Origin of the sequence: Haloferula sp. (genome assembly GCF_049672945.1) — a bacterium.
Taxonomy (GTDB): Bacteria; Verrucomicrobiota; Verrucomicrobiia; order Verrucomicrobiales; family Akkermansiaceae; genus Haloferula.
The window spans coordinates 1-23,902 of record NZ_JBATWY010000119.1 but is presented as its reverse complement, the minus strand read 5'-3'; the positions used below and the strand labels follow the sequence as shown (position 1 = coordinate 23,902).

At 59.6% G+C, this 23,902-nt stretch carries 18 protein-coding genes; 13 read left to right on the top strand and 5 right to left on the bottom strand.

The window, feature by feature from the left end; genetic code table 11:
• Nucleotides 1-130 precede the first annotated feature (130 nt).
• The gene (gene trpS, locus WBG04_RS10370) at nucleotides 131-1,096 is read right to left on the bottom strand and encodes a tryptophan--tRNA ligase (protein WP_424314358.1); all 966 of its coding nucleotides are present in this window, start codon (nucleotides 1,094-1,096) and stop codon (nucleotides 131-133) included.
• Nucleotides 1,097-1,314: 218 nt separating this feature from the next.
• On the opposite strand from trpS, the gene WBG04_RS10365 reads away from it, so the two are divergent.
• Nucleotides 1,315-2,331: a hypothetical protein gene (locus WBG04_RS10365; RefSeq protein ID WP_424314357.1), complete on the top strand. Its 1,017-nt coding sequence runs from the start codon at nucleotides 1,315-1,317 to the stop codon at nucleotides 2,329-2,331.
• Nucleotides 2,332-2,440: 109 nt separating this feature from the next.
• On the opposite strand, the gene WBG04_RS10360 is transcribed toward WBG04_RS10365, so the two are convergent.
• Nucleotides 2,441-3,310 carry a hypothetical protein gene (locus WBG04_RS10360; RefSeq protein WP_424314355.1) on the bottom strand — a complete coding sequence of 290 codons (870 nt, stop codon included), beginning with the start codon at nucleotides 3,308-3,310 and terminating at the stop codon, nucleotides 2,441-2,443.
• A 303-nt stretch (nucleotides 3,311-3,613) separates the two neighbouring features.
• Between WBG04_RS10360 and WBG04_RS10355 the strand changes: the two genes are divergently transcribed.
• The 3 genes from WBG04_RS10355 (at nucleotide 3,614) to WBG04_RS10345 (ending at nucleotide 6,300) form a co-directional block, all read left to right on the top strand.
• The gene (locus tag WBG04_RS10355) at nucleotides 3,614-4,300 is read left to right on the top strand and encodes a tetratricopeptide repeat protein (RefSeq protein WP_424314353.1); all 687 of its coding nucleotides are present in this window, start codon (nucleotides 3,614-3,616) and stop codon (nucleotides 4,298-4,300) included.
• A 227-nt stretch (nucleotides 4,301-4,527) separates the two neighbouring features.
• Entirely contained in the window at nucleotides 4,528-5,232 is a 705-nt protein-coding gene (locus tag WBG04_RS10350) for an SDR family oxidoreductase (protein WP_424314351.1), read from the top strand.
• A 171-nt stretch (nucleotides 5,233-5,403) separates the two neighbouring features.
• Complete coding sequence (locus WBG04_RS10345) at nucleotides 5,404-6,300, top strand: glycosyltransferase family 9 protein (protein ID WP_424314348.1); 897 nt, start codon at nucleotides 5,404-5,406, stop codon at nucleotides 6,298-6,300.
• Between the two features lie 200 nt (nucleotides 6,301-6,500).
• Here WBG04_RS10345 and rfaE2 read toward each other — a convergent pair whose 3' ends face one another.
• Nucleotides 6,501-6,992 carry a D-glycero-beta-D-manno-heptose 1-phosphate adenylyltransferase gene (gene rfaE2 / locus WBG04_RS10340; RefSeq protein WP_424314346.1) on the bottom strand — a complete coding sequence of 164 codons (492 nt, stop codon included), beginning with the start codon at nucleotides 6,990-6,992 and terminating at the stop codon, nucleotides 6,501-6,503.
• Between the two features lie 15 nt (nucleotides 6,993-7,007).
• Nucleotides 7,008-8,063, bottom strand: coding sequence for an HAD family hydrolase (locus tag WBG04_RS10335; RefSeq protein WP_424314345.1), 1,056 nt, complete (start codon nucleotides 8,061-8,063; stop codon nucleotides 7,008-7,010).
• 205 nt (nucleotides 8,064-8,268) lie between these two features.
• On the opposite strand from WBG04_RS10335, the gene WBG04_RS10330 reads away from it, so the two are divergent.
• The 9 genes from WBG04_RS10330 to WBG04_RS10290 all read left to right on the top strand — a co-directional run bounded on the left by WBG04_RS10330 (nucleotide 8,269) and on the right by WBG04_RS10290 (nucleotide 22,312).
• Nucleotides 8,269-11,205 carry an ankyrin repeat domain-containing protein gene (locus WBG04_RS10330; RefSeq protein ID WP_424314343.1) on the top strand — a complete coding sequence of 979 codons (2,937 nt, stop codon included), beginning with the start codon at nucleotides 8,269-8,271 and terminating at the stop codon, nucleotides 11,203-11,205.
• A gap of 3 nt (nucleotides 11,206-11,208) precedes the next feature.
• Nucleotides 11,209-12,843: a sensor histidine kinase gene (locus WBG04_RS10325; RefSeq protein WP_424314342.1), complete on the top strand. Its 1,635-nt coding sequence runs from the start codon at nucleotides 11,209-11,211 to the stop codon at nucleotides 12,841-12,843.
• Between the two features lie 103 nt (nucleotides 12,844-12,946).
• Complete coding sequence (locus WBG04_RS10320) at nucleotides 12,947-13,627, top strand: response regulator transcription factor (RefSeq protein WP_424314341.1); 681 nt, start codon at nucleotides 12,947-12,949, stop codon at nucleotides 13,625-13,627.
• Between the two features lie 323 nt (nucleotides 13,628-13,950).
• On the top strand, nucleotides 13,951-14,940 hold the full coding sequence (locus WBG04_RS10315; protein ID WP_424314340.1) for an SMP-30/gluconolactonase/LRE family protein: 990 nt from the start codon (nucleotides 13,951-13,953) through the stop codon (nucleotides 14,938-14,940).
• A gap of 29 nt (nucleotides 14,941-14,969) precedes the next feature.
• Complete coding sequence (locus WBG04_RS10310; protein ID WP_424314339.1) at nucleotides 14,970-15,968, top strand: DUF3500 domain-containing protein; 999 nt, start codon at nucleotides 14,970-14,972, stop codon at nucleotides 15,966-15,968.
• A 106-nt stretch (nucleotides 15,969-16,074) separates the two neighbouring features.
• A complete protein-coding gene (locus WBG04_RS10305; protein WP_424314338.1) occupies nucleotides 16,075-16,602 on the top strand; it encodes a sigma-70 family RNA polymerase sigma factor in 528 nt (175 codons plus the stop codon).
• A complete protein-coding gene (locus WBG04_RS10300; protein WP_424314337.1) occupies nucleotides 16,599-17,933 on the top strand; it encodes a discoidin domain-containing protein in 1,335 nt (444 codons plus the stop codon). The genes WBG04_RS10305 and WBG04_RS10300 overlap by 4 nt, the downstream gene beginning before the upstream one ends.
• A 36-nt stretch (nucleotides 17,934-17,969) precedes the next feature.
• Nucleotides 17,970-20,834 carry a PSD1 and planctomycete cytochrome C domain-containing protein gene (locus tag WBG04_RS10295; protein WP_424314336.1) on the top strand — a complete coding sequence of 955 codons (2,865 nt, stop codon included), beginning with the start codon at nucleotides 17,970-17,972 and terminating at the stop codon, nucleotides 20,832-20,834.
• Nucleotides 20,831-22,312: a DUF1501 domain-containing protein gene (locus WBG04_RS10290; protein WP_424314334.1), complete on the top strand. Its 1,482-nt coding sequence runs from the start codon at nucleotides 20,831-20,833 to the stop codon at nucleotides 22,310-22,312. The genes WBG04_RS10295 and WBG04_RS10290 overlap by 4 nt, the downstream gene beginning before the upstream one ends.
• Nucleotides 22,313-22,580: 268 nt before the next feature.
• On the opposite strand, the gene WBG04_RS10285 is transcribed toward WBG04_RS10290, so the two are convergent.
• A complete protein-coding gene (locus WBG04_RS10285) occupies nucleotides 22,581-23,651 on the bottom strand; it encodes a transposase (protein WP_424314333.1) in 1,071 nt (356 codons plus the stop codon).
• Nucleotides 23,652-23,902: the final 251 nt, after the last annotated feature.

Below are 23,902 nucleotides of genomic sequence, written 5' to 3'. Positions count from 1 at the left end.
TCAAACCCGGAGCACCAAACAAACCTGCAGGTGCTTCGTCACTCGAACGGTCGGAGAATGCCCACCGATCGCCCCTTTGCAAAGCATTTTTCGCCATTCCGGCCTTTGATCCTTCACCGAGCAGGCTTCTTTAAGCCAGCCCGACGGCCTTCCGCACCCGATCGAGCACCACATTTGCCGCCTCCCGTGCTTTCCCAGCCCCATCCGCCAGCACCTGATCGACGAATCCCGGATCCGCCATCAACTCTTCGCGACGCGTCCGCATCGGCGCAAAATAGTCCCAGTAGGCCTCCGCCAGACGCTTTTTAAAGTCACCGTAACCCGTGCCGCCATTCTGATGGTCGGCGACCAGGCTGGCATACGAGGCATCATCGGCAAACAAACGGAACAGCGGCAGGATCAATGATCCTTCGATCGGCTTCGGATCCTCCAGTGGCGTCGAGTCGGTCTGAATCCGCATGATGAGCTTCTTCGAGGGTTTCTCCTCGCCAAAAAGCGGCAGGGTATTGTGGTAGCTTTTGCTCATTTTCTGTCCATCCAGGCCGGGAACCACCGCCGAGTTCTCACGGATGATTGGCTCGGGCACGACCAGCGTTCCCTCTCCGTAGGCTTCATTGATCTTGCCGGCCAGATCGCGGGTCACTTCCAGATGCTGCTTCTGGTCCTTTCCAACAGGCACCAGATTCGAGTCATACAGGAGAATGTCCGCCGCCATCAGGATCGGATAGGCAAACAATCCGTGATTCGGAGAAATCCCCTTCGCCACCTTGTCCTTATAGGAGTGACACTTCTCCAGCAGACTCAGAGGACACACTGTTGAAAGAATCCACGCCAACTCATTCACCTCCGGCACATCGGATTGACGGAAAAAGACCGCCCGGGCCGGGTCCAGCCCGCAGGCGAGGAAATCGACCGCCAATTCCCGGGTGTAAGCGCGAAGCTCGTCCGGATCCCTCACCGAGGTCATCGCGTGATAGTTGGCGATGAAGTAAAAGGCATCACCCTCCTCCTGCAACTTCACGGCAGGCTCCATCGCCCCGAAATAGTTTCCCACATGAAGTTTCCCACTTGGTTGGAGACCCGTCAAAATCCGCATGGCGCGGACCATGAGAAGTCCCATCCCAGCGGTCAAGGTCTGGTGGATATGGAGAAGGAGTTTGCAACTTCTTTGCGGAGAATCCCGCCGACAAGTCGCGCAATACCAGACCCCAAAATCGCCAGGAATTCAGCCCTCACGGCGAACCAAAGGAACCACAAAATCCTACCCGATTTCTCCCCCTTGCGCGATCGCCCTCTTGATCTACCCTCAACGCTATGCCTTTTCAGTGTCGAGGAGCCCGATGCCAGATCCCCCGTTGGATCACTTTTACCCTGATCGCCGCCGGGATCTATCACGTGCTGTTCGGAGCCTGGGTCAATTTCTGGCCGCATGCTTGCTTTGACATCGCCAGCATCGATCGCCCCAATCACCCCGCCCTCTGGCGCGGTGTCGGCCTGCTCTCGATTGCTCTGGGCATCGGATTCCTGATCGCCGCCCGCTCACCGATTCGCCACTGGCCGATCGTCCTCGCCGGCTTCGCCAAGTTTAACTTGGTCATCATCGCTTTTATCTCCTCGCTCTTCGACGGCCCGCTGTCCACCCACCTGCTGCTGCTCGCCCTCGTCGACGACGTGATCTGGTGGTTCCCCTTCGCCGTAATCCTCTGGGTAGCCGCTCAGGCCCACATCGGACGGCCGCCTAGCCGCGAGGCACCACTCACCCTGGAAGAGGCCGCCAAGGAGTATCATCTTTCTTCCGGCGAGACCCTTGAAGCCGCCGGGAAGGATCAAACCCTGGCGATGGTCTTCCTGCGCCACTTCGGCTGCACCTTTACCCGCCAGATCCTGCGCGAACTCCAATCGCTCAAAGACGAGGCCGACCGGCACGGCGCACGCCTGGTCCTCGTTCACATGCTCGAAGAGGGCGACGAATCAGCCTACCTCGAGCCCCGCAAGGGCATCGCCCGCATTGCCGATCCGATGTGCGAGCTCTACCGGGCCTTCGGCTTGGGAAAAGGTGGCTTTCTCGAGCTCTTCGGACCGCACGTCATCTTCCGTATGAGTGTCGCCCTGATCCGCGGCTGCGGTGTCGGCCACCTCGCCGGCGATGGTCTTCAAATGCCCGGCGCCTTCCTTTACCGCGACGGCAAGATCATCAGCGCCCAACGCGCCCAGACCCAGGCCGACCTCCCCGATCTGCCCCGACTTTTCGAAGGTTTGCCGGAACCCGCGCCCTCAAACGGAGCGCCGGCTCCCAACCGGCCAGAGCCTGCCGTGGTTTCCAATCCATGACCGGCCCGAGCCGCCCAGCACCCCAGGCGAGCCCAATGGAACCTAGCAGCTCGAACTCGCTCCGCTCAGCTGCTGGATCGCCTTCATCGATCTCGGCAGCCTCGATCCCTCACAGAAGGACCAGTGCCAGCGCGGCAATCATCAGGCTGGCACCGACCAGTTGCCGACGACCGAGAGGCTCGCGGAAGCGCTTCACGAAAGCCCAGACAAACAGCACGGCCATCACCCCGCGTGTGCTGTAGGCAATATTGCTCAGCGCCGGCTCGCGATACCAACTGAAGGCCAAATTCACCAGCAGTGCCTGAAGCCCGAGCGTGAGACCCGCCCCGACCACCGACAGCGAGCGTTTCCGGCAAGCAAAGGCCTCTTTCATCTGCGACCACCTCGGTAGCAGCATGCCGACCGAAAGCGTGGCCGCCGTACCGATCATCAGGATCAACCACCGAGGCCCACCGATATCCTGCGCCTTCCAGCCGGTGAGGAAATCATTCGTCCCGAAGAACGCACACGCCACCAAGGTCAGCCACAGCGTCGTCCGGTTTTCCATGAACCGGGCCAGCGTCGCCCCGGCTGCAAAGTAAACAGCCAAGCAAGCCAGTAACGCACCGGCAAACAGTCCCGATCCCGCTGGCTCGAGCCCCACCGAGGCCGAGAATACCGCCACAAACACCACCTTGAAACCCAAGGCTGCGGAATGAACCACCAGGTCACCCTTCCTTACCGATTGGATCGAAAACCACTGCCCCCAGAAGAACAGCACCCCATTCAGCATCGCCAACCCATCGCCGTAGCCAAACCCACCGCTGAAATCCGGCCGCAAGTAGCAGAGAAAAATCCCGAAGGTCATGATGTTCGCCGTCCCCAGAATCACCGGCAGCCGCACTCCAAGCTTGCTTGAACGCTGGACCAGAGCCCCAAGCAAGGGATGCAGAGCCGCCCCCAGCACAGGCAGTCCAATCGCTCCAGAAATCCCATCCACGACTGCGTCGCTAACCCCGAAGAGACAAGACGGTCAATGCCGGGGCGATTGGATGAAAGGCGGCATCTACTCGCTCCACTCCGAGCAGCCCTCCACTTTCCACCTTTTTCCTCCCACTTCCAAAAACACCCTTTCGCCCACCCCAAAGAGGGCGGCCTCATCCCCACTTGGGGTCAAACAGGAGGAAAGAAAGGAAGCAAAGCTCAGACTTCACCATTCACTTCAACCCCCTCCCATGAGTGAGTCGGCTCACTGAAAACATTCCGACCTTGGAAATCACTCCCCCGGACTTAGCCTCCCCATATGCCCCAGGACAGCACCCATTTCTACAATCAGGCCATCGATGCCATCCAAGCCGGCCAACTCGAAAAAGCCATCTCCTGCACCGAGTCCGCACTGACCGAAGATCCCACGGACAGCCTTTCATGGCAGCTTTATGTAAAACTCCTCACCGCCGCCGGCAGAACCCAGGACGCCGCGACCGCAAAAGAAAAGCTCGCCACCATGGGGATCAGTGAGAAGGAAAACATGATGATCGAGGCCAGCGAGAAACTCGCAGCGGGCAAACTCGAAGAAGCCATCAGCATCTATCAACAGGCCGCCGCGCAAACCCCCGACGATCCGGATATCCACTCAAGCCTCGCCCTCGCCCTGTTTCAAAACGGTCAAACGGAAGCAGCGATCGAATCCGGCACCAAAGCCGTCGAGCTCGCCCCCACCGACTCCCGCGCGAACTACGCCCTCGGCCACATGCTCCGCCTCGCAGGCCGCAAAGACGAAGCCCTCGATGCCCTGACCCGGGCCGTCGACGCAGAAAGCGACTTCATGCCCGCCATCTACGAACAAGGAATGCTCTTCGCGGAGAAAGGCCAATTGGAGAAAGCTCTGGCGAATTTCGAACGATTCTCCAACGCCCACCCGGAAGACGAGAACGCCCGGGTCGCGATTCAGAAAATCAAACAAGAACTGGGGAGGACCAATACTCTTTGATCGGCAACACCCTCCGATTCCCGCTCAAACAAGGACTTCCAAAAGAGCCGAACGTTAGTGTCTTCGCGGTTCTCCCCTGCCTTTCACTTGAAACTTGGACATTCCTTGGTGGATGTTGGCCATTCCCGTCCCCCTTACCGAGTTCCGGGGTTCAACGGCAGACAAGAGTATCCGCCCTCCCTACATCCCCGATTGCCAGAGTCCGCCCCGCGTGAAACGGTTCCGGCATGAGCCGCCTCGCAGGAAAAACGATCCTCGTCACAGGAGCATCGAGTGGCATCGGCCGCGCCTTGGCCGAGCAGCTTCTCGCCCGCGGCACCAGCGTCCTCGGAGTTTCGCGTAATCCGGCATCGCTGCCCGAGGGAGTGATCCGCATCCAGGCGGACCTCACCCGGCGCGAAGACGTCCAGGCCATCTTTCAAGACCTCGGCTGCATCGATGCGCTGGTGAATTGCGCGGGCGTCGCCTACCTGTCCCGCATCATCGATGGCAACCCAACCGACTGGGAGGAAATGTGGCGCGTCAACGTCATGGCCCTCACGCTCTGCAGTCAGCTCTCGCTCCGCCACTTTCCCGAGCGGGGCGGACGCATCATCAACGTCTCCTCGATGAGCGGTCACCGCGTTCCGCCAAGCGGCGGCTTCTACGCGCCGACGAAGTTCGCCGTGCGGGCGATCAGCGACTCGATGCGCCATGAAATCAAGGCCGCCGGCATTCCGGTTCAGATCGGCACCGTCTCGCCTGGCTTCGTCGACACCCCCCTGCTCGACCTCTATTTCCGCGGTCGCGAGGACCAGCTGCAAAAGACCCGCCAGTCGATGACGATGCTCAAACCTGAGGACGTCGCCGACTGCATCCTGACGATGCTCGAGTCCCCGCCGCATGTCGAAATCGGCGACATCCAGCTGCGCAGCTCGGATCAAAGGGTATGATTTGAAACGCCAAGACGCAAAGGTCGCCAAGGAAACTCAAGTGGATCCATTCTTCAGGACTCAAGACTTTGCGTTCTTGGCGACTTGGCGTTTCCAAACCAGCAACATGGAGAGCTCTCGCATCCCCACTCGACTCCCGTCTCATCTTCCCCAAAGCTTGCCCGCGACCCCATGACGGCATCCAGCTCCACCGACGGCAAGAACATCGCCGTGATCAAACTCAGCGCACTCGGTGACATCGCGTCCACCCTGCCCTATCTGCGCGCCATGGACCCGCCGCCCTGCATCATCACCTCCCCGATTGGCAGAGCCTTCCTCAAGGATGAATTCTCCGACTTCATCGTGCTCGACAAGAAGTCCTTCGTCTCGCAGCTGAAAGTCATTATCGAAGTGAGAAAACGACGCTTCACGGACATCCTCGATTTTCAATCTAACAAGCGCTGCCGTATGATTGGTCGTTGGTCCGGCAGCCGGGTTCACGACGTGGCAAACGTTTTCGTCAACAACGTCCCTGGCTCGGAACTCACCGAATCTGTCATTGCCAAGGGCACCGCGGCCATCCAGTGCGGCAAACGCAAGCGGACGCATATCATCTTCAACACCGGCTCAAGTCCCAAGTGGACCTCCAAACGCCCACCCGCCGAAAAGTGGCGCGAGTTCGCCGAAATTCTCAACGAACGCTATGATCTGCCGATCAAACTGGTCGGCTCGGAAGAGGAACGAAGCTATGTTGAGGAAATCGCCGCCGTCCTTCCGGGCGAGGTCGAGGTCCTCGCCGGCAAAACCGGATTTCCGGAGTTGAAGAAAGTCATCCGCGACGCCTTCCTGACCGTCTCCACCGACTCCGCCGCGCTTCATATCTCGAAAGCCGAAGGCACTCCGACAATAGGGATCTTCGGCTCGCACGCCATCGGTGGCAAGATGCGCTTTCCCTGGACCGTCGGCATCTACGACCGGGTCCTTTATCCCGACGGCAAGCTCCCCATCGCCGAACAAACCCCCGGCAACTACTACGACCACGTTGATCTCAACGAAGGTCTCGAAGCGCTTGCGGAGTATCTCCAGTAGCGCCATGCACCGTGGCATGACCGTCTCGGTCATGATTGAAGTCAATACGTATTGAGAGTTTGTTTCTCCGATCGTGCTACTCAGCCGTATTTGATCATGACCGGGACGGTCATGCCACTGTTCGCCCCCTCACCCCCCCTTCGTTTCCTTCCTTACCTTCTGTAAAAAACGAGGCCCTCGAAACCTTTCACCTCAGCGATTCAAGAGGCCAGCTCGCTCTTCAGCGCCTTCTTGATCCGCCCGATCACATCGGTCGAACTCCAGCCTTCAAGGAAAGGCATGAACTCCACTCGTCCCACCAGTTCACTTCCGGGCAGTTGCTTTCCTTCCCAGTCGGCCCCCTTCACCAGAATGTCCGGTGTCAGGGCACCCATCAGTTCTACCGGTGTCTCCTCATCAAAGATCACCACCAGATCGACACAGGCCATTGAGGCCAGAAGGTAGGCACGCGCACTCTCCTCGCAAATCGGCCGATCAGGACCCTTCAGCCGCTTGATCGAATCATCGGAGTTCAATCCCACCACCAGCATGTCGCCCAACTTCCGGGCTTCCTGCAGATACCGCACATGCCCGGGATGGAGCACATCGAAACAACCGTTGGTGAACACCACGCATTGGTCTTCCGAGCGGAACTCGCGAAGCAGTTCTGCGGCTTCTTCACGGTTTTTGATCTTTTCTTCGATGTCCTTCATTGGGGTTTCAGGGATTCATCCCAGCGCCTTGATCTCTGCCATGATCTGATCGAATCCATCAACCCGTAAGTGACAAAGTCCACCCGTGCCGGATTCACCGATGTTGCCGTCGTTCAATCCAACCGGCCGGATCCCCGCCAAACGTAGGGCGCAGATGCCCGCACCGCTGTCCTCGATCCCAATGACCGAACTCCGCTCCTCGAAACCCAATCCCAGACCAATCGTCAAACTTTCGGCGTAAAGCCAGGGGTGCGGCTTCGGAGGAAGCTCACCCATCGTGCCCGCCTTGCCACGACCCACTGCCGTTCCCGCCGTGATGATCGAGTCGTAAAACTGCTCCGGATCACCCATGTCGAGTGTCTTGAACACGTCAAGAATCTCCGGGTAGGCTTTTTCATAAAGCCCTGAGGTTACCAGCCCCAGCTTCACGCCCATGCTGCGCAGCTCTAACAAAAATTCCTTGATCCCCGGAGCAGGTTTGAACGCCCCGGGCCGACCGCCCCCATCGAGGATTGCCTTCATCTCACGATCCGTGTGCTCGAAGTAAAAACGACGGGCGTCTTCCAAACTCCTATCCGGGCAGTACTTCGCGATGCAGTACTTCAGATGTTCCGAAACGGAATGGCCGGAGACGTGAGCCACATCAGAATCCTCCAACTCAAACTTCGAATCGCCCAGCAGACTCGCCGTCGATTGCTCAATGATCCAGATCCAGAAATCCTCGCTGTGGACAGTCGTGCCATCGAGATCCATCAGCACCGCCTTGATGGGTGCCGGTTCACCCAAGGAAGGCACCGGATAGTAGGCCGGATAGCCGAGCGATGAAGTCACGTGGGCCAGCGTGTGGTTTTCAAAGCCCACGAACTCGACCTTGCCGTCGCCCGTCACTGCCACCGCCCGCACGCCATCACCGCCCGTCCGGAAGCGCCCATCGGAGGTCTTCGCGGCCGCCAGCAGCCCAAGCGCCGCCGCTGACTCCCCCAGGTCTGGAAAGACCGCCGTGTCTGAAATGCTCGCCTGCGCCACCCCGAAAGCCTTGGCACCCCCGCTTCCCCGAGCAAGCAGAATCACCAACCCCTGCGCCCGGACCGCTGACTTCAGTCGGCGTCGAAACTCCAGTCCCACAACTCCAGCCTTGGCGAACTTGGCGTTTCAACCGTCGCCTCAACCCCGTACCTTTCACTTCTCACTCGGCACTCCCGCGAAGCGGGCATCGGCGTTGCACTCATGACCATTCCATGACAAACCATCATCGGAAGTTTGCTTCCATGCCCCCATGAGACGTTTGTTACCCCTCCTCTGCTCACTCCCGCTCCTCGCCACCGCCGAGCCCGATCTCCGCGAGCAACTCCGCGACGCCCTCTATACCGAGGAAGTCGAACGCGACCCCGCCAAAGCCGCCGACGCCTACGAGAAAATCCTCGCCGACTTCGACCAGCAGCGTCCCCTCGCCGCCAGCGCCCTCTTTCGCCTCGCCGAAGTCCGACGATCCCAAGAGAAGAACGACGAAGCCATCGCCCTCTATCAGCGCCTGCTCCGCGAGTTCTCCGAATTCGAAAGCGAGTCCGAACTCGCCCGCGAACATCTCGCCGCCCTCGGTGGTGACCTGCCCGAAGCCGGCGAAGCATCTCCAGAGACCGCCGAACTGGTCCGACTCAAGCAACTCAAACAAACCTCGCCAGACATCTTTCTCTCTCCCGAAACTCTCAGAAATGCCGTCACTTCCGGAAGTCTTCCCCCGATTCGTTTCCTTCTGGAAAACGGAGCCGATCCCAATGCCGAGGGCATCCTCTCCCAAGCCACCTCTCAGGGCTTCCTCGAAGTCTGCAAACTCCTCTTCGAATACGGCTGCAAGCCCGACGGGAAAGAATCCGCCAACTCGATCAATGGCGCACTGAATCATAAAAATCTCACGTTGTTACAACTCCTGTTCGACCAGGGCCTCAGTCCGAACGCTCCCTTCATGATGGGCGATCAACCGTGCTTGCCGCTCAACCGCACCATTCACTCCGGCGACTTGAAAACCGCCGACCTCTTGATCGAACGCGGAGCCGACGTGAATGCCTTCGACCGCTCCGGCCACAATTCCACCGAGGGCACCCCGCTCCACATCGCCGCTACCGATGGCAACCTCGCCGCCGTCCAACTCCTTCTCAAGCACGAAGCCAAACCAGATCTCCCCTCCCCGGATGGAGCCGTCACACCGCTCCACCTCGCCATCCAGAGTTCCAAGGATTCATCCCTCGAAATCATAAACCTGCTTCTCGAAAAGGGAGCCGACCTTAAGCTGGAAACCGGGGACAATCTGGTCTGGTGGCCGGAGCGCGAGCAGCTCAAATCCGCCACAGCCCTCGAAATCGCCATTCGTACCAACCAGAATGACAAGATCGAACGACTTCTTGCTGCTGGAGCCGAGGTCACCGTCGAAAACCTGCGCCTTGCCGCATGGGGACCAAAACCTGAGCTGATGGCAAGCTTGCTCAAGACCCGTCCAAGATTTGAGTCAGGCGACAAAGCCGCGACAGACCTTCTCGAGTCCATCATGAAATTCGACCCAAGAAGGCGGAGCGTCAACGGTTCGCATCAAGAGCTTGCCATCGACATCGCTCCGTTGATCGAACACGGAGCCGAACCCTCCAAGGAATGGCTCGAATCGGGATTGGAAAATGCCCGGCGTGGCGCGTTACCTCTATTGAAAGATAAGTTCCTCATTCCAGGAATCTCGAATTCCGACGAAGTCCGGCTTGTGCTTGATGAGCTTAGCAAACAGCGACATCAGACGCTCGCTACGAAATCAGACTCTCCCCAACTCCCATCGCTCGCGAGTCTGCTGACCAGCTCCCCGATCCATCTCGCCATCCTCTCTGAAAGAGGCGGGCCGCAGATACCGGGACAGCAGCAGGACAAACCGCCCGTCACCAAGGACCAATGGATTCTCTGGCAGCGTAATGAGTCAAACCGATTGACGCCCATCCCACTCGACCTTGCAGGGGACACCCCATTCCCAGAATTGAAGTGGGGTGACGTTGTCGAAAGGCGTATCGATCATTCGGACGCATTGACGAATATTGAATTCGTCGACTCTCTTCCTCACGCTACCTACTGGAGTCTCCTCCGCCGCATTTCCTTCCCGATCAAAATCACCCGGGGTGAAGAGATTTCCGAAATCACCGTCCGTGGCGACTGCCTCAGCTACGATCCCACCAAGCCCGTCCTCCCACTGCTCTCGGCGGGGTATCTTTCCCAACTCCTCTACCCCGAAGCATACTATCAGCTCCTCAGCAAACCACTGGAGGTGATCGTGCACCGCGAAGGCTGGGATCCGATCCGGCTCGCGCACAGAACCAAGGAATGGGAAACATTTCCACTTCAGGCAGATGACAGGATCTCCGTCCATGCCCCTCTCCAGGACGAGGCCGGCCAGTTATTCCAGAGAAAGGATCAGATCCGCCTCGTCGTTCCCGGCAGGCACTTCAGCCGCGCTCACGAAATCGGGCATTCGCCGGTCCTCCTTCCCATGCTTTCCGAGCTGCTGACCGACACCTACGGCGCTTGGGGAATCGACATTCTCCCAGGAATCGCGGATCTACCCAAGGACCCGCAGGCACGCCTCGGCAAGATCGCAAAAATCATCAAGTCGGGCTATCCCACCCCAACGATTCTTCCCCATCCCGATCTGGCCGGAATTCGCATCCGTCGTCTCCGAAAAGACGGTAGCGAAAGCATCATCACCCCCCGCCTCGCCGAAAGCCTCGCAGCCCTAACGGATCAATCCACCCGCAAGCAACTCGCCGAAGGTGATATTAGGCTCCAGCCCGGCGACATCGTCGAACTCCCCCTCAAGGACTCCACCGAGCCCTGGTCCGGCTTCGATGAACAGGAGTCGCTCTATTTCCACCGCCTTCTCAGCGGGGCCTTCCAACTCGTCGATGACCAGGGAACCATTTCCCGCAATGCCATCGATTGGCAGCCTGCCAAACTCCTTACCAGCCCATGTGGCCCGATCCCTTTCCAACCGGAGACCGGCACCGCCTCGACCTCCGCCCACGCGTTGGGATTACGTTTGGACTCCCTCGGACTGCGCAGAAACGACGATTACTATCCTTTCGTTGGCACAGTAGGCTTGTACATCCGCGACGGTGATCAACTTTCGTTAGGAGCCGCGTCCCCAACCCGACCACCCGTCCGGAGAGTTCTTCCGCCCTCCCGCTGATTCATGCCAGCCGCCTCCCCATCGCTGCGCTGGCTCTACCTCGCTGTTCTCGGACCGCTGGTCGTTCTTGCATTACTCGCCTGGTGGGGCACGCAGTCGCAGCTCAAGGCGGCCTGGGCTGACGCCCGTTCCGACGCCGAACAACTCGCCCCTCAGATCGCCGCCGATTTCGCCTCGGAGATCCATCGATCGTTTCGAACCATCAAGGATTATCCAGACCCGCCCACGCCGGGTCCTCCTTCTCCGAAAGAGGAAATCCTTTCTTCCGACGATCTTGAAGCCCTTAGAAGACTCCGCGACCAAGCTGGCGAGGAAATCTCAGCAAGTGGCCTGCCCTTGAGAGTTCTCGCCGCGCTGCGCATAGCGGCCTTGGCCCCGCAATCCCAATCGCGCCCGATGCTCCTCAAGATGCTGATAGACGAAGCACCGTCCTCGATCACCGGTCCGGCGCTCCGGAAACTGAGGCTCGAAGGAGAGGGTCTTTCCCGATGGGTTCAGGATGAAGTTCGACGCCACAACGCGAGCCTATTACCGCTCGGCCAGTTTGGAGTTGAGGCCGGTTCCTTCGGTAAATTCCACGACGAATTCTCGATCCTAAGTGTGGCATTGGTCCGGGATAAGGGTCAGCACATCGACTACTTTACCTCGGAACAGAGCCTTGAGTTCTTGGAGTCTGCACGGCGTCCGCTGAAGGCCGGCATCTACGTCTCTGCCAACTCTCCATCGATTCCATGGCCTGAGAATGGCGATGATTCTCTACCACCGCTGCTCGCCTCCGCCAAAGTCGACGTCGACTGTCCCCTATTCATCGAGCTCCGGGTAATCCCGGAAGTCCTCGAAGCTTCGATCCGTAACCAGCAGCGCTGGACTTTTGGCCTGCTCGCCGCAGCTCTTGTAACAGCCACCATCTCACTTTTCACCATCCACCGCACCGTTTCCCGCGAGCGTCACCTCGCCGAGCTCAAATCCCAGTTCGTCGCCAGCGTCTCCCACGAACTCCGCGCCCCCCTCGGCTCGATCCGCCTGATGGCCGAATCGCTCCAGCAGGAACGCGTCAGCAAACCCGCCGAGTTCCACACCCTCATCGCCCGCGAAGGAGCCCGACTCTCCCACCTCATCGAAAACGTCCTCGACTTCGCCCGGATCGAGGAAGGGCGCAAACAATACCACTTCGAGGAAACCGACCTCTCCGCACTCCTCCGCGACACCCTTCGCCTAATGCAGCCACTCGCCGAAGACCGCCGCGTCCACCTCGCCTTCGACATCCCGGACATCACTGCCACCGTCGACCCCAACGCCCTCCAACAAGCCCTCGTCAACCTCGTCGACAATGCCATCAAGTTCTCGCCTGAAGGCAGCCCAGTCGAACTGCGATCATCGATCAACGAAGAAGACCAAGTCGTCATCACCATCACCGACCGCGGCCCCGGCATTCCCAAAAGCGAGCAACAGAACATCTTCAACCGCTTCCACCGCCTCGGCAACGAACTCCGACGCGAAACCGAGGGCACCGGCATCGGCCTGAGCATCGTCAAACACATCGTCGAAGCCCACGGCGGCGCCATCACCGTCGCCAGCACCCCAACGAACGGCGCCACCTTCACCTTAACACTCCCAAGCAACCCTCCAGTGGCATGACCGTCCCGGTCATGAACCTCAGCGGCGCCACCTTCACCCTAACGCTCCCCCAGCACCACTCTTCCACTGATCACTGCTAACTGATCACTCGGCACTTCATTCCATGCGCCTCCTCATTATCGAAGACGAACTCGCCATGCGCAGTGCCCTCATCGAAGCCCTGTCATCGGAAGGCTACCATGTCCGCGCCGCCGACAATGGCGAGAAAGGACTCGAACTCGCTTGCACCGAGTCTTTCGACCTGGTTCTCCTCGATGTGATGATGCCCAAGCTCGATGGCTACGAGGTGTGCCGTACCTTACGCCAGCGGGAAAAACGCATGCCCGTCCTCATGCTTACAGCCAAAGGCCTCGTCGATGACCGCGTCGAGGGACTCGACTGCGGTGCCGACGACTACCTTGTCAAACCCTTCAGCCTCCGTGAGCTCCTCGCCCGCGTCCGCGCCCTGCTCCGCCGTTTCGAACGGACCGACGCCATTCCCGACGAAATCACCATCGGCCCCGCCACGATCAATTTCAATGAGCGCACTCTAACACGTGACGGATCCTCCACCGAACTTTCCACCAAGGAACTCGGCATCCTCCGACTCCTCATTTCCCGCAAGGGTGAAACCGTCACCCGTGAAACCTTTCTCGACGTCGTCTGGGGCTACCACGCCTATCCCAGCACGCGCACCGTCGACAATTTCGTCGCCGCGCTGAGGAGCAAAATCGAAATCGATCCCGCCAACCCCGCGCATCTCCTCACCGTCCGCGGCGAGGGCTACCGCCTCGTTCCCGATTAGCTCAGCCGCCTCCGCCTGACCTCAGCCACGGAGTGGCTACTCATGTTAGCCGTGGACTTCGAGTCCACGGACTTCGCGGTTGAAGAATTCCTGCGTCGCGTTGGCCGACGCATCAACTAGGAGACGACTGTTCCAGACTTGAAGCGTCACCAACGCGATGCAACTCGTGTTGACTATCGGATCCGGGGATTGAAATCCCCGGCTATCATCGGTTGTCCCGATGGGACAGAAACACCCTCGCCTCCTCCCCGTTTACCAACTCACACTCAGTTCATCGTTCTCCTGACTGGCCACACCGAAACTCACTGCTAGGCTCCGCCGAAATGAAGCCACACCTCTTTCCCGCCCTCTCGGCCCTACTCCTGGTCCCTCTCACCCTCATCGCCGAGGAATCCATCGAACGCCTCGACCCTGCGCTCGACGCGATCATCGCTCCCGGCACCCCGATCGAGACCCTCTGCACCGGCTTCGACTGGGCAGAAGGACCGGTCTGGGATGAAAAGGAAGGCCGCTTGCTCTTTTCCGACGTCCCCCGCAACACGATCTATCAGTGGAAACCGGGAGACACGGAAGCCAGCATCTGGATGAAACCCTCCGGCTTCACCGGCCCCTCGGAATACGGATCCGAGTCTGGTTCCAACGGACTCGCCTTCGATAAGGACGGTCGACTCATTTTCTGCGAACACGGTGATCGTCGCCTTTCCATCCTCACCGACGGTGGTGGAAAAATGACGATTGCCGATCGCTACCCCCTGCAAACCGGTGGCCGCTTCAATTCGCCGAACGACCTCACCATCCATTCCTCCGGAGCGATCTATTTCACCGATCCCCCGTACGGCCTGCCCCGTCAGAATACCGAAAAATTTCGCGAGCTCGATTTCCACGGCGTCTTCCGCTATGCCGAAGACGAAGGCGTCACGCTGCTCACCAAGGAACTCGACCGCCCGAATGGCATCGCCCTTTCTCCCGATGAGAAAACCCTCTACGTCGCCCAATCCCACGGCCCCCACCCGGTCATCATGGCTTATCCGGTGAAGGATGACGGAACGCTCGAAGAAGGAAGCGTCTTCGTCAACGCGAAGGACCTCAAGGGGCCAGGCATGCCCGATGGCATGAAAGTCCGCTCGGATGGCACCGTGTTCGCCACCGGTCCCGGCGGCCTGCTGATCCTCGACCCGACAGGCAAACTCCTCGGGCGCGTGCTCTGCGGTCGGCCAACGGCCAATGTCGCCTTCGGTCCGGAACAGAACTCCCTTTTCCTCACCTCCGATGACCGGATCCTGAGAGTTGCTCTCGTTCCGATCGCCAAGTAAGCAGTTCTCCAACAACCCAAGCCATCTCCATGAAAGCCCTCCTGCTCGCCCTCGCGCTGACCGTCCCGCTGCTCGCCGATGAAGATTCCGCGGCAGCCGCCATCAAGGCAGCCGCCGAGACTTTTCTCCAAAGCCTCGATGACGTTCACCTCAAGCAAGCAAAGATCCCCTTCGACGATGCGGAACGTGAGAACTGGCACTACACACCCCGCGAACGGGCCGGCCTCGCGCTGAAGGACATGAACGAGTCCCAGAAGAATGCCGGGGTCGGACTGGTCACCGCCACCTTGAGCGAGAAGGCATCCTACAAGGCGGCGCAGATCATCCTGTTGGAAAGTGTCCTGGCGGGCATCGAGAATGACCCGGAACGCCGGGACCCCGAGAAATACTATGCCGCCGTATTTGGCGAACCCGGTGATCCCGACGGTTGGGGCTTCCGATTTGAAGGCCATCACTTGTCACTCAACATCACCATCGTTGGGGAGAAGGTTTCAGTCACCCCCTCCTTCATGGGAGCGAATCCGGCCAAGGTCGCCGACGGCGAGATGAAGGATCTGCGGGTGCTCGGCTCGGAAGAAGACCTCGCCCGTGCTCTGGCGGTAGCGTTGAATGAATCGGGAAAGACGGAAGTCATTTTCAGCCACAAGGCCCCCAAGGAAATCCTGACCGGCGAAGACCGCGTCGCAAAACATCTCGTGCCCGCCGGGGTCTCAGCGGCGAAGATGAGTGAATCGCAGCAGCAGGCACTCTGGGAACTCATCTCCGAATACACCGGACGCTTCCGGGCCGATCTTGCGGAAGAGAACTTCAAGGAGATCAAGGACGACGGGATCGACAAAATCCGCTTTGGCTGGGCCGGTTCGACCAAACCCGGTGAAGCATTCTACTACCGGATCCAAGGAACCACCTTTCTCATCGAAGCTGCCAATGTGCAGAACAACGCCAATCACATCCACACGGTCTGGCGTGATCTGAAGGGCGACTTCGGAAGGGACATGCTCAAAGAGCACGTTTCCCACGATCACTGAAACGCCCGTCCCAAAAGGCCTGCCGTCGCTTTCGGCACGCTCCCTAACCCCATTGCCCGGTTTTTTTCGGAAAGATTTCCTCCCCGCGCGGTAATATGGGGTAGCAATGCATGGAAACCCTGACAACGCCGAGGAACGCATCGTCGGCCTGATCGCTCGGCATCAGCCCGAGATCCATCGCTACGTGCTCTCGTTGCTACCGGACCGGATGCTGGCGGACGACGTGATCCAGGAAACCAATCTCGTGCTCTGGCGCAAGGCCTCCGACTACGATCCGGCACAACCATTTCTCCCCTGGGCCTTCGGCATTGCCTTCAATCAAATCCGGGCCGCACGCCGCGACTCGGCACGTGATCGCCATGTTTTCGATGACGAACTGGTGGAGATTCTTGCCGCCGAGGCCCATCAGGCACCCGGCGAACTTGAGATGTCGGAGGCCTTGGAGAGCTGCCTTGCCAAACTGCCGCCGAAGCAACGTCAACTGATTCTCGATCGCTATCAACCCGGCGCCTCAGTGCAGGAAATTGCCGCCTCCCTTTCCAAATCACCCACGGCCCTCTCGCTCACGCTGCTGCGCATCAGGAAATCCCTTGAGCTCTGCATCGAGCGCCAACTCAAACCCGGCACGGCATGAAGGAGGATTCTCTCGATCATCTCATCCAGAAGCTCCTGGACGGCGAACTTGATCAGACGACCCGTGAGGAGTTGAATCGTCAACTGCTCGCGTCCGCCGAACATCGTGAGCGCTATCGTAGCGCTCTCCGAGTCCATAGCGCCTTGTTGAGACGGGATGAAGGAAGCATCCCCGCCTTCGTCACCCATCGTTCGCAGACGCTTCACTCCGCAAAGAAAAGCCGCTTCATCCCCTACAGCATCGCCGCCTTGATCCTGCTTTCCCTGGCGATCTTGTCCGCCGACTTCCTCTCCGAGAAGAGCCGCCAACCCAAAGCCGAAGTTCTCTCAATCACCGGAGTGACCTGGCCTTCGGGAGCCAGGGAACTCGGACTCGGCAGACTCCCCTCGAAAACGTCCGTGGAGCTTCTCTCCGGCATTCTCGAAGTCGGCTATCCCAGCGGCGCGAGAGCCGTCCTGGAAGGCCCTTGCCGTTTCAGCCTCGATCACAAGGAAGCTCTTACCGTTTTCCATGGCCGAGCCTCCGTCCATGCTCCGGAAGGCGCGGAAGGATTCCGCCTCGACACCCCGGCCGGGGCCTTTATCGACCGGGGAACCGAGTTCGGTATCGCCGTCGGCAACGATGGATCCCAACCCGTGGTGCTCACCGAGGTGTTCGAAGGTGAAATCGAAATCAGCACGCGGGATCCCGATGGCGTTCAGCAGGAAACCAGGCTTCTCGGTGGCGAAAGCCGCGCCGTCACCCGAAACGGAGAATTCCTGAGCGAACTCGACGAGTCACCCGTGCACCTCGCCAACGGACTCCGCCGCACCGACGCCGCCTCCGCGTCTTCCATGGACAATCTGGCGTTGGGCAAGCCCGTCATGAGCCCAGGCTACTGCACCCGTCCTCATGGTTCGGTATTCCCGCCAGACAACCTGACCGACGGACGCCTCGATGACTCCGGAGTGCCGGGCGACTGGTCGTTCTGGCTCGCACCCGATGGAGAAAGCGGCGAATTCACGGTTGATCTCCTCGGCGTGGAAACCGTTTCCCGAATCTCCCTCCAGAACACCGGCAACCGATCCATCAACGACCGGGGTATCGATTCCTTCATCCTGATGGGGTCCCTCGACAACCAAAACTTCTTTCATCTAACGGAAGGAAGCCTCCCTCGCATCGACCCCTCCCTGTACGGACAGAGCTACCCCTTCGTCGACTTCACCTTCAAGCCGGCCGAAGTCCGCTACATCAAGTGCGTGGTTGCTTCCCACTTCCGCCATCCCGAGCGTCCGGTTGATCACGAATGCCAAGGGGGCGGGCTCAATGAAATCCGCATTTTCGCCAAATAGATGGTCCATTTTCATCCGAACAATTTCGAACGCACGATGCGCCTTTCTCTTCTCACCATCACGCTGATCCTCCCACTCCAGGCGGAGGTGGATTTCGCCCGCGACGTGCGTCCGATTCTCAACGCGAACTGCACCGCCTGTCACGGCGGCGTGAAGGAAGCCGGCGACGTTTCATTCATCTATCGCGACCAGGTGCTCGGCAAGGGCGATTCAGGGAAAACGGTCGTCGTTCCCGGGGACCCGGATGCCTCCGAGATGATGGTCCGCATCCTTTCGACGGACGAGGACGAGGTCATGCCCAAGCCCGAACACGGCCCGCCCCTCAAACCCGCCGAAGTCGAGGTCATCCGCCAATGGATCAAGGAGGGCGCGCCATGGGGCGAGCATTGGGCCTTCGCCCCACCGAAGAGCCACCAAGCGCCTCAGGTCAAAAACGCATCATGGCCACGCAACAAGATCGACCACTTCGTTCTCGCCCGGATCGAAGCCGAGGGGCTCGAAGCCTCCCCCGAAGCCAACAAGGCCGCACTCCTGCGGCGCGCATCGCTCGACCTCACCGGTCTTCCTCCCACCCTTGCGGAACTCGATGCCTTCCAGGCCGACACCTCACCGGATGCCTATGAAAAACAAGTGGATCGCCTGCTGGCCTCATCCAGTTTCGGCGAACGCTGGACCAGCATGTGGATGGACCTTGCCCGCTACGCCGACTCCGAAGGCCTTGGCGTCGACCGCCGCCAGCAGGTCTGGAAGTACCGGGACTGGGTCATCGATGCCTTCAATCGCGATCTTCCCTACGATCAGTTCACTATCGACCAACTCGCCGGCGATCTCGTGCCGAACGCCACCTTGGATCAGAAAATCGCGACCACCTTTCACCGTCTCACCCAGGTCAACGATGAGGGCGGAACCGATGACGAAGAGTTCCGCGTCGCGGCCGTTCTGGATCGCGTGAACACCACCGGGGAGGTCTGGCAGGGTCTCACCTTCGGCTGCGTCCAGTGCCACAGCCACCCCTACGACCCCATCAAACACGAGGAGTTTTATGAGTTCATGGCCTTCTTCAATCAGACCATGGATGCGGATCTGAGCGAGAACCTTCCAAAGCTGACGGTTCCCATCGACGAAGTAAATTATTCGAAAGCCAACGAGCTGCAGGATGCGATCACGGCGAACGAAGCCGAGCTTCACCGGATTCGCTCGGAGATTGATGCCGCAACCCGCTGGCACAATGCCGAAGGAATTCAGGCCGAAGCTCAGAAAGCCGAGCTGAGCATCGTGACGGTCGACGGCGTGGAAGAGTATCGAGCCAATTCCAATGTCGCCTCGGGAGCGGTCTACCACCTCACCTTCCCCACCGAGTTGGACACCGTCACCGCCCTGAAGGTCGAATTCCTGCCGCTCGATGAAGAGACGGCCGCCCACACCCCCGAGTGGGGCGCCCTGCTTCAAAAAATCACCCTGGAAACAATCGATGCCGAGAACCGATCAACCTCCGTGAAGCTCGCCGAGATCATCGCCGACGAAGCTCATCCCTTGTTTAACCCTAACAACTCGATCACCGGCAAAGGCCGCGGTTGGGGCACCTATTCAAAAACCTTCGGACCTCGCCATGCCGTGGTCATCCCCAGCGAACCCGTCACCATCGCTCCCGGCACTCGCTTGAAAGTCACCATTCACAACGGCGGCACCATCATTGCCAGTTTCCCGATGGTTTCAAAAAGGGGCCGTCTCGCGGTGACCGACAACCCGGCTTGGACGGTTCAGCATACGGACCCGACCACCGAAACTTTGAGAAGACAACTCGCTGCGGCGCGGAAGGAACTCAAATCCCTGCCGAGCACCAGCGTGCCGATCATGAAGGAACGGGATCCCAAATTCGCGCGCGGCACCCACCTCTTCATCCGTGGCAACTGGCTGGAAAAGGGCGAGGCCATCGAGCAGGCGGGAACACCCGAGATCTTCCCGCCACTCGAAGTCGCCGGTGAGACGCCAACCCGCCTCGATCTCGCCAAATGGATCGCCTCCCCTCAAAACCCCCTCACCGCACGAGTCGCCGTCAACCGCTTCTGGCTCGAGATGTTCGGCACCGGTCTCGCTCCGACACCCGAGGACCTCGGCTCGGCTGGCGAAAAGCCCAGTCACCCCGAGCTGCTCGACGACCTGGCCGTTCGCTTCGCCACGGAAATGAACTGGAGCATGAAGACCCTGCTCCGCGAAATCGCCACCAGCGCCACTTACCGCCAGGATGCCACGGTGACGCCCGTGCTTGCGGAACGGGATCGTTTCAACCGCTTCCTCGCCCGAGGCCCACGCCAGAGACTCACGGGCGAAATGGCTCGCGATGCCACCCTCGCCGCCGGCGGCCTGCTCACGACTCAAGTCGGCGGACCTCCAACCTACCCTCCGATTCCCGACGGTGTCTGGACACCTTTTGGAAAGGACCCGTGGAATACCCCGGCCGAAGGCAAGCCCGACCGCTATCGCCGGGCGGTCTACACCTACTGGAAACGCAGTATCCCCTACCCGTCGATGATCACCTTCGACGCCCCCACGCGGGAAATGTGTTCCAAACGCCGCCTCGTTTCCAACACCCCGCTTCAGGCCCTCACCATTCTCAACGATCCCGCATTCCACGAATGCTCGAAGGGCCTCGCCCGACGGATGAAATACGAGGCCAGCGGGGATCTCCGCACCCGCCTCGCCTACGGCTACCGGATTGCCACCTCCCAGCAGGCGACGGCGGACCGCCTCGACGAATTGCAGCAGCTCTTTGACGATCTCGAAAAACGCTACGCCGACGACCCCGACACCATGAAAGGGCTTGCCGGAACACCCGACGGTGCCGCCTACACGGTCGTCGCCTCCGTCCTTCTGAACCTCGACGAAACCATTGCCCGATGAACCTTCTTCAACACCTCCATCAGCAAGAACTCCAACACCTGACCCGCCGCCACTTCCTCAGGGACTGCAGCACCGGCATCGGCGGCATGTGGCTTGCCAGTCAGGGTCTCGCGGGCGCATCCGGGAAGGTCTCGATCAATCACGACCCTTCCAATCCGCTCGCTGCCCTCGCTCCGAGCTTCGCGCCCAAGGCCAAGCGCGTGATCTACCTCCACATGGTCGGCGCACCGAGCCAGCTCGAGCTCTTTGATTACAAGCCAACGCTCGCCAAATACGACGGCAAGGAATGCCCGCAGGAGTATCTCGAAGGTCAGCGTTTTGCCTTCATTCAAGGCGTTCCCAAAATGCTCGGACCCCAGTTCGAATTCAAGCAGCACGGCCAATCCGGAGCCTGGATCTCCGACCGGTTGCCGGAACTCACCAAACACGCCGACAAACTCTGCTTCATCAAGACGATGCAGACCGACCAGTTCAACCACGGTCCGGCCCAGCTCGTCGTCCACACCGGCCACCAGAACCTCGGCTACCCCTCCATGGGATCCTGGGTCAGTTGGGGACTCGGCACCGACAATCAGAACCTGCCCGGTTTCATGGTCCTCATCTCCGGCGGTCGACTTCCCCGCGTCGGAGCCTCGCTCTGGGGCAGCGGCTTTCTTCCCTCCGTCTATCAGGGCGTCCAGTGCCGCTCCACGGGCGACCCCGTCCTCAACGCCGCCAACCCGCCCGGCATCACCCGCGATGTCCGCCGCGCCGCGCTCGATTCGCTCGGCAGGCTCAATGCCAGGACTCACGAGGACTTCGGCGATCCCGAAACCATTACCCGCATCGCCCAGTATGAAATGGCCTACCGCATGCAGGTTTCCGTGCCGGAGGTGATGAGCATCAAGGACGAGCCCCAGCACATCCACGACATGTATGGCACCCAGCCGGGCAAGGAATCCTTCGCCAACAACTGCCTGCTCGCCCGGCGTCTCGCGGAAAACGGCGTGCGCTTCATCCAGCTCTTCGACTGGGGGTGGGATTCCCATGGCGCTTCCGAAAGTGAGGCCATCAACAAGGGCTTTGTCCGGAAATGCGACTCGATCGACAAACCCATCTCCGCCCTCCTCACCGATCTCGAACAACGCGGCATGCTCGACGACACTCTCGTCGTCTGGGGCGGCGAATTCGGCCGCACCTCGATGCAGGAAAACCGTGGCGGAGGCGACGCCAACAAGTTCGTCGGTCGCGACCACAATCCGAATGCCTTCACCCTCTGGATGGCCGGTGCCGGCGTGAAACCCGGAATCTCCTACGGAGAAACCGATGAAATGGGCTACCAGGTCGTCGACAAACCCGTCCATGTGCGGGACCTCCACGCGACGATGCTTCATCTCTTCGGCTTCGACGCCAAGAGACTATCCTTCCCCTTCCAGGGCCTCGACCAGAAACTCATCGGCGTCAAACCCGCCAAGGTCGTCAATGACATCCTGACCTGATGATTGCCTGAGTTCTCCGCCGATCGCCTACCGATCATAAAGCCACCAGAACTCTCAGTTTTCGCTGCAGGCCGTGGACTGCGGCAGCCTGCTGCCGCTGTCCGAGTGACAGCCCTGCTGTCCACGCCGAAGTACTCGTTGCAACCCGCCTCGCAGAAGGGCTCCACTATCTAACAGGTTTTAGGGGTCAGTCAAAACAGGTTTTAGGGGTCGGTCAACATTTTAGCATTTTAGGGGTCAGTCAACATTTTAGGGGTCATTTTAGGGGTCAGTCAAGGTTTTCAGCTTTTCTATAATCCCTTTCCAGCTCCTTCAACAGCTTCGCCGCCGCCTTCCAATCACTTCCCCACTTACTCGTCGTCGGCGAATGCAACGTCAATCGTCCCGCCCTGGTGGGGATCCCCATCTTCAACTCTTCCGCGACCCAGCCAACCTTCACCGTCGTATGTCGCCTCACCATCATCCCGATCACCCGCTTACGCCAGTCCCCCTTCAGCAACGACTTCAACTCTCCCGCCCCGATCTTCGCCAAGCGGAGACCGGCACGAACGATCCGACGCGCTTCACGCTCTCCGTGGTCCCGCATCTGCTCGCCCACATAGCCGGACTCGCGTCGATACCTCTTCTTTCCCCCTTCCCGCTTCTGACCCGCACCTAGTCGATCCAGCATGCTTTCCCGAAACGATTCACCACCAAAATACCAGCCTCGTCTCAAACTCGACTGCAAGGTCCGCTCTCCCTCCCCCGGAGCAGAGGGCATCCCCTTCTCCTGTCGCGCAATTTCCTCAAGATGCGCAAGGTACCTGCGCCGCTCCGCCACCCTCTCTCCAGCATACCCCCGCTGCACAAAACCAAGATCCGCCCTCACCCAGCCAGAGCGCTTGCGCGGAGGCAACATGTAGTCGCCAAGGCTCGACCAGCGGTAACACTCAAGCCCCTTCCTCAAATTTACCAACCCGGCCCGAAATGGGTTGAGATGGACGTAGTCGATCAACACCGAAAGGTGAGCGTCTCCTTCCACGAGCACGCTCTTGTAGCGACCACCAAAGAGATGCCCCCAGTGTCCGTGCCGGGCATTCATCCGTTTCGTCCAGGTGTTCTGGAACCAGCGCATCCCTTCGACAAGGTTGGCTTGAGGCGTCTTGAAAACGAGATGGTAATGATTGCTCATCAGCACCCAAGCGAACACCTCCCAACCAGTACGCTCCACCAACTCAGCGAGCAAAAGGGCGAAATCTTCCCGATCTTTATCGGAAAAAACGATATCCTCACGCCGATTGCCCCGCGCCATGCAATGATACATCGCGTCGGCGAATTCAATCCGTTGCTGCCTTGCCATACGCTCACTCAGCCAAACCTGAGGAACCCGCGCAAGCAAAAGGTTGAAAACCTTGACTGACCCCCTTTCCCAATGCAAGTCTCTCTTTCACCTCAAAGCGCGAACGATCTTTTAAGCTCCGCTTTTCGTCCAACGTTTGAGGAATGGCGCGGCGATGAGAAGCTCCGAATTCAACAAAGCGGCTTATTCGCCGTCGCCATGTCCGGCTTGTTCGCTTCGTCTTTTTGTGTAGCGGACAGAGCGGACATCGG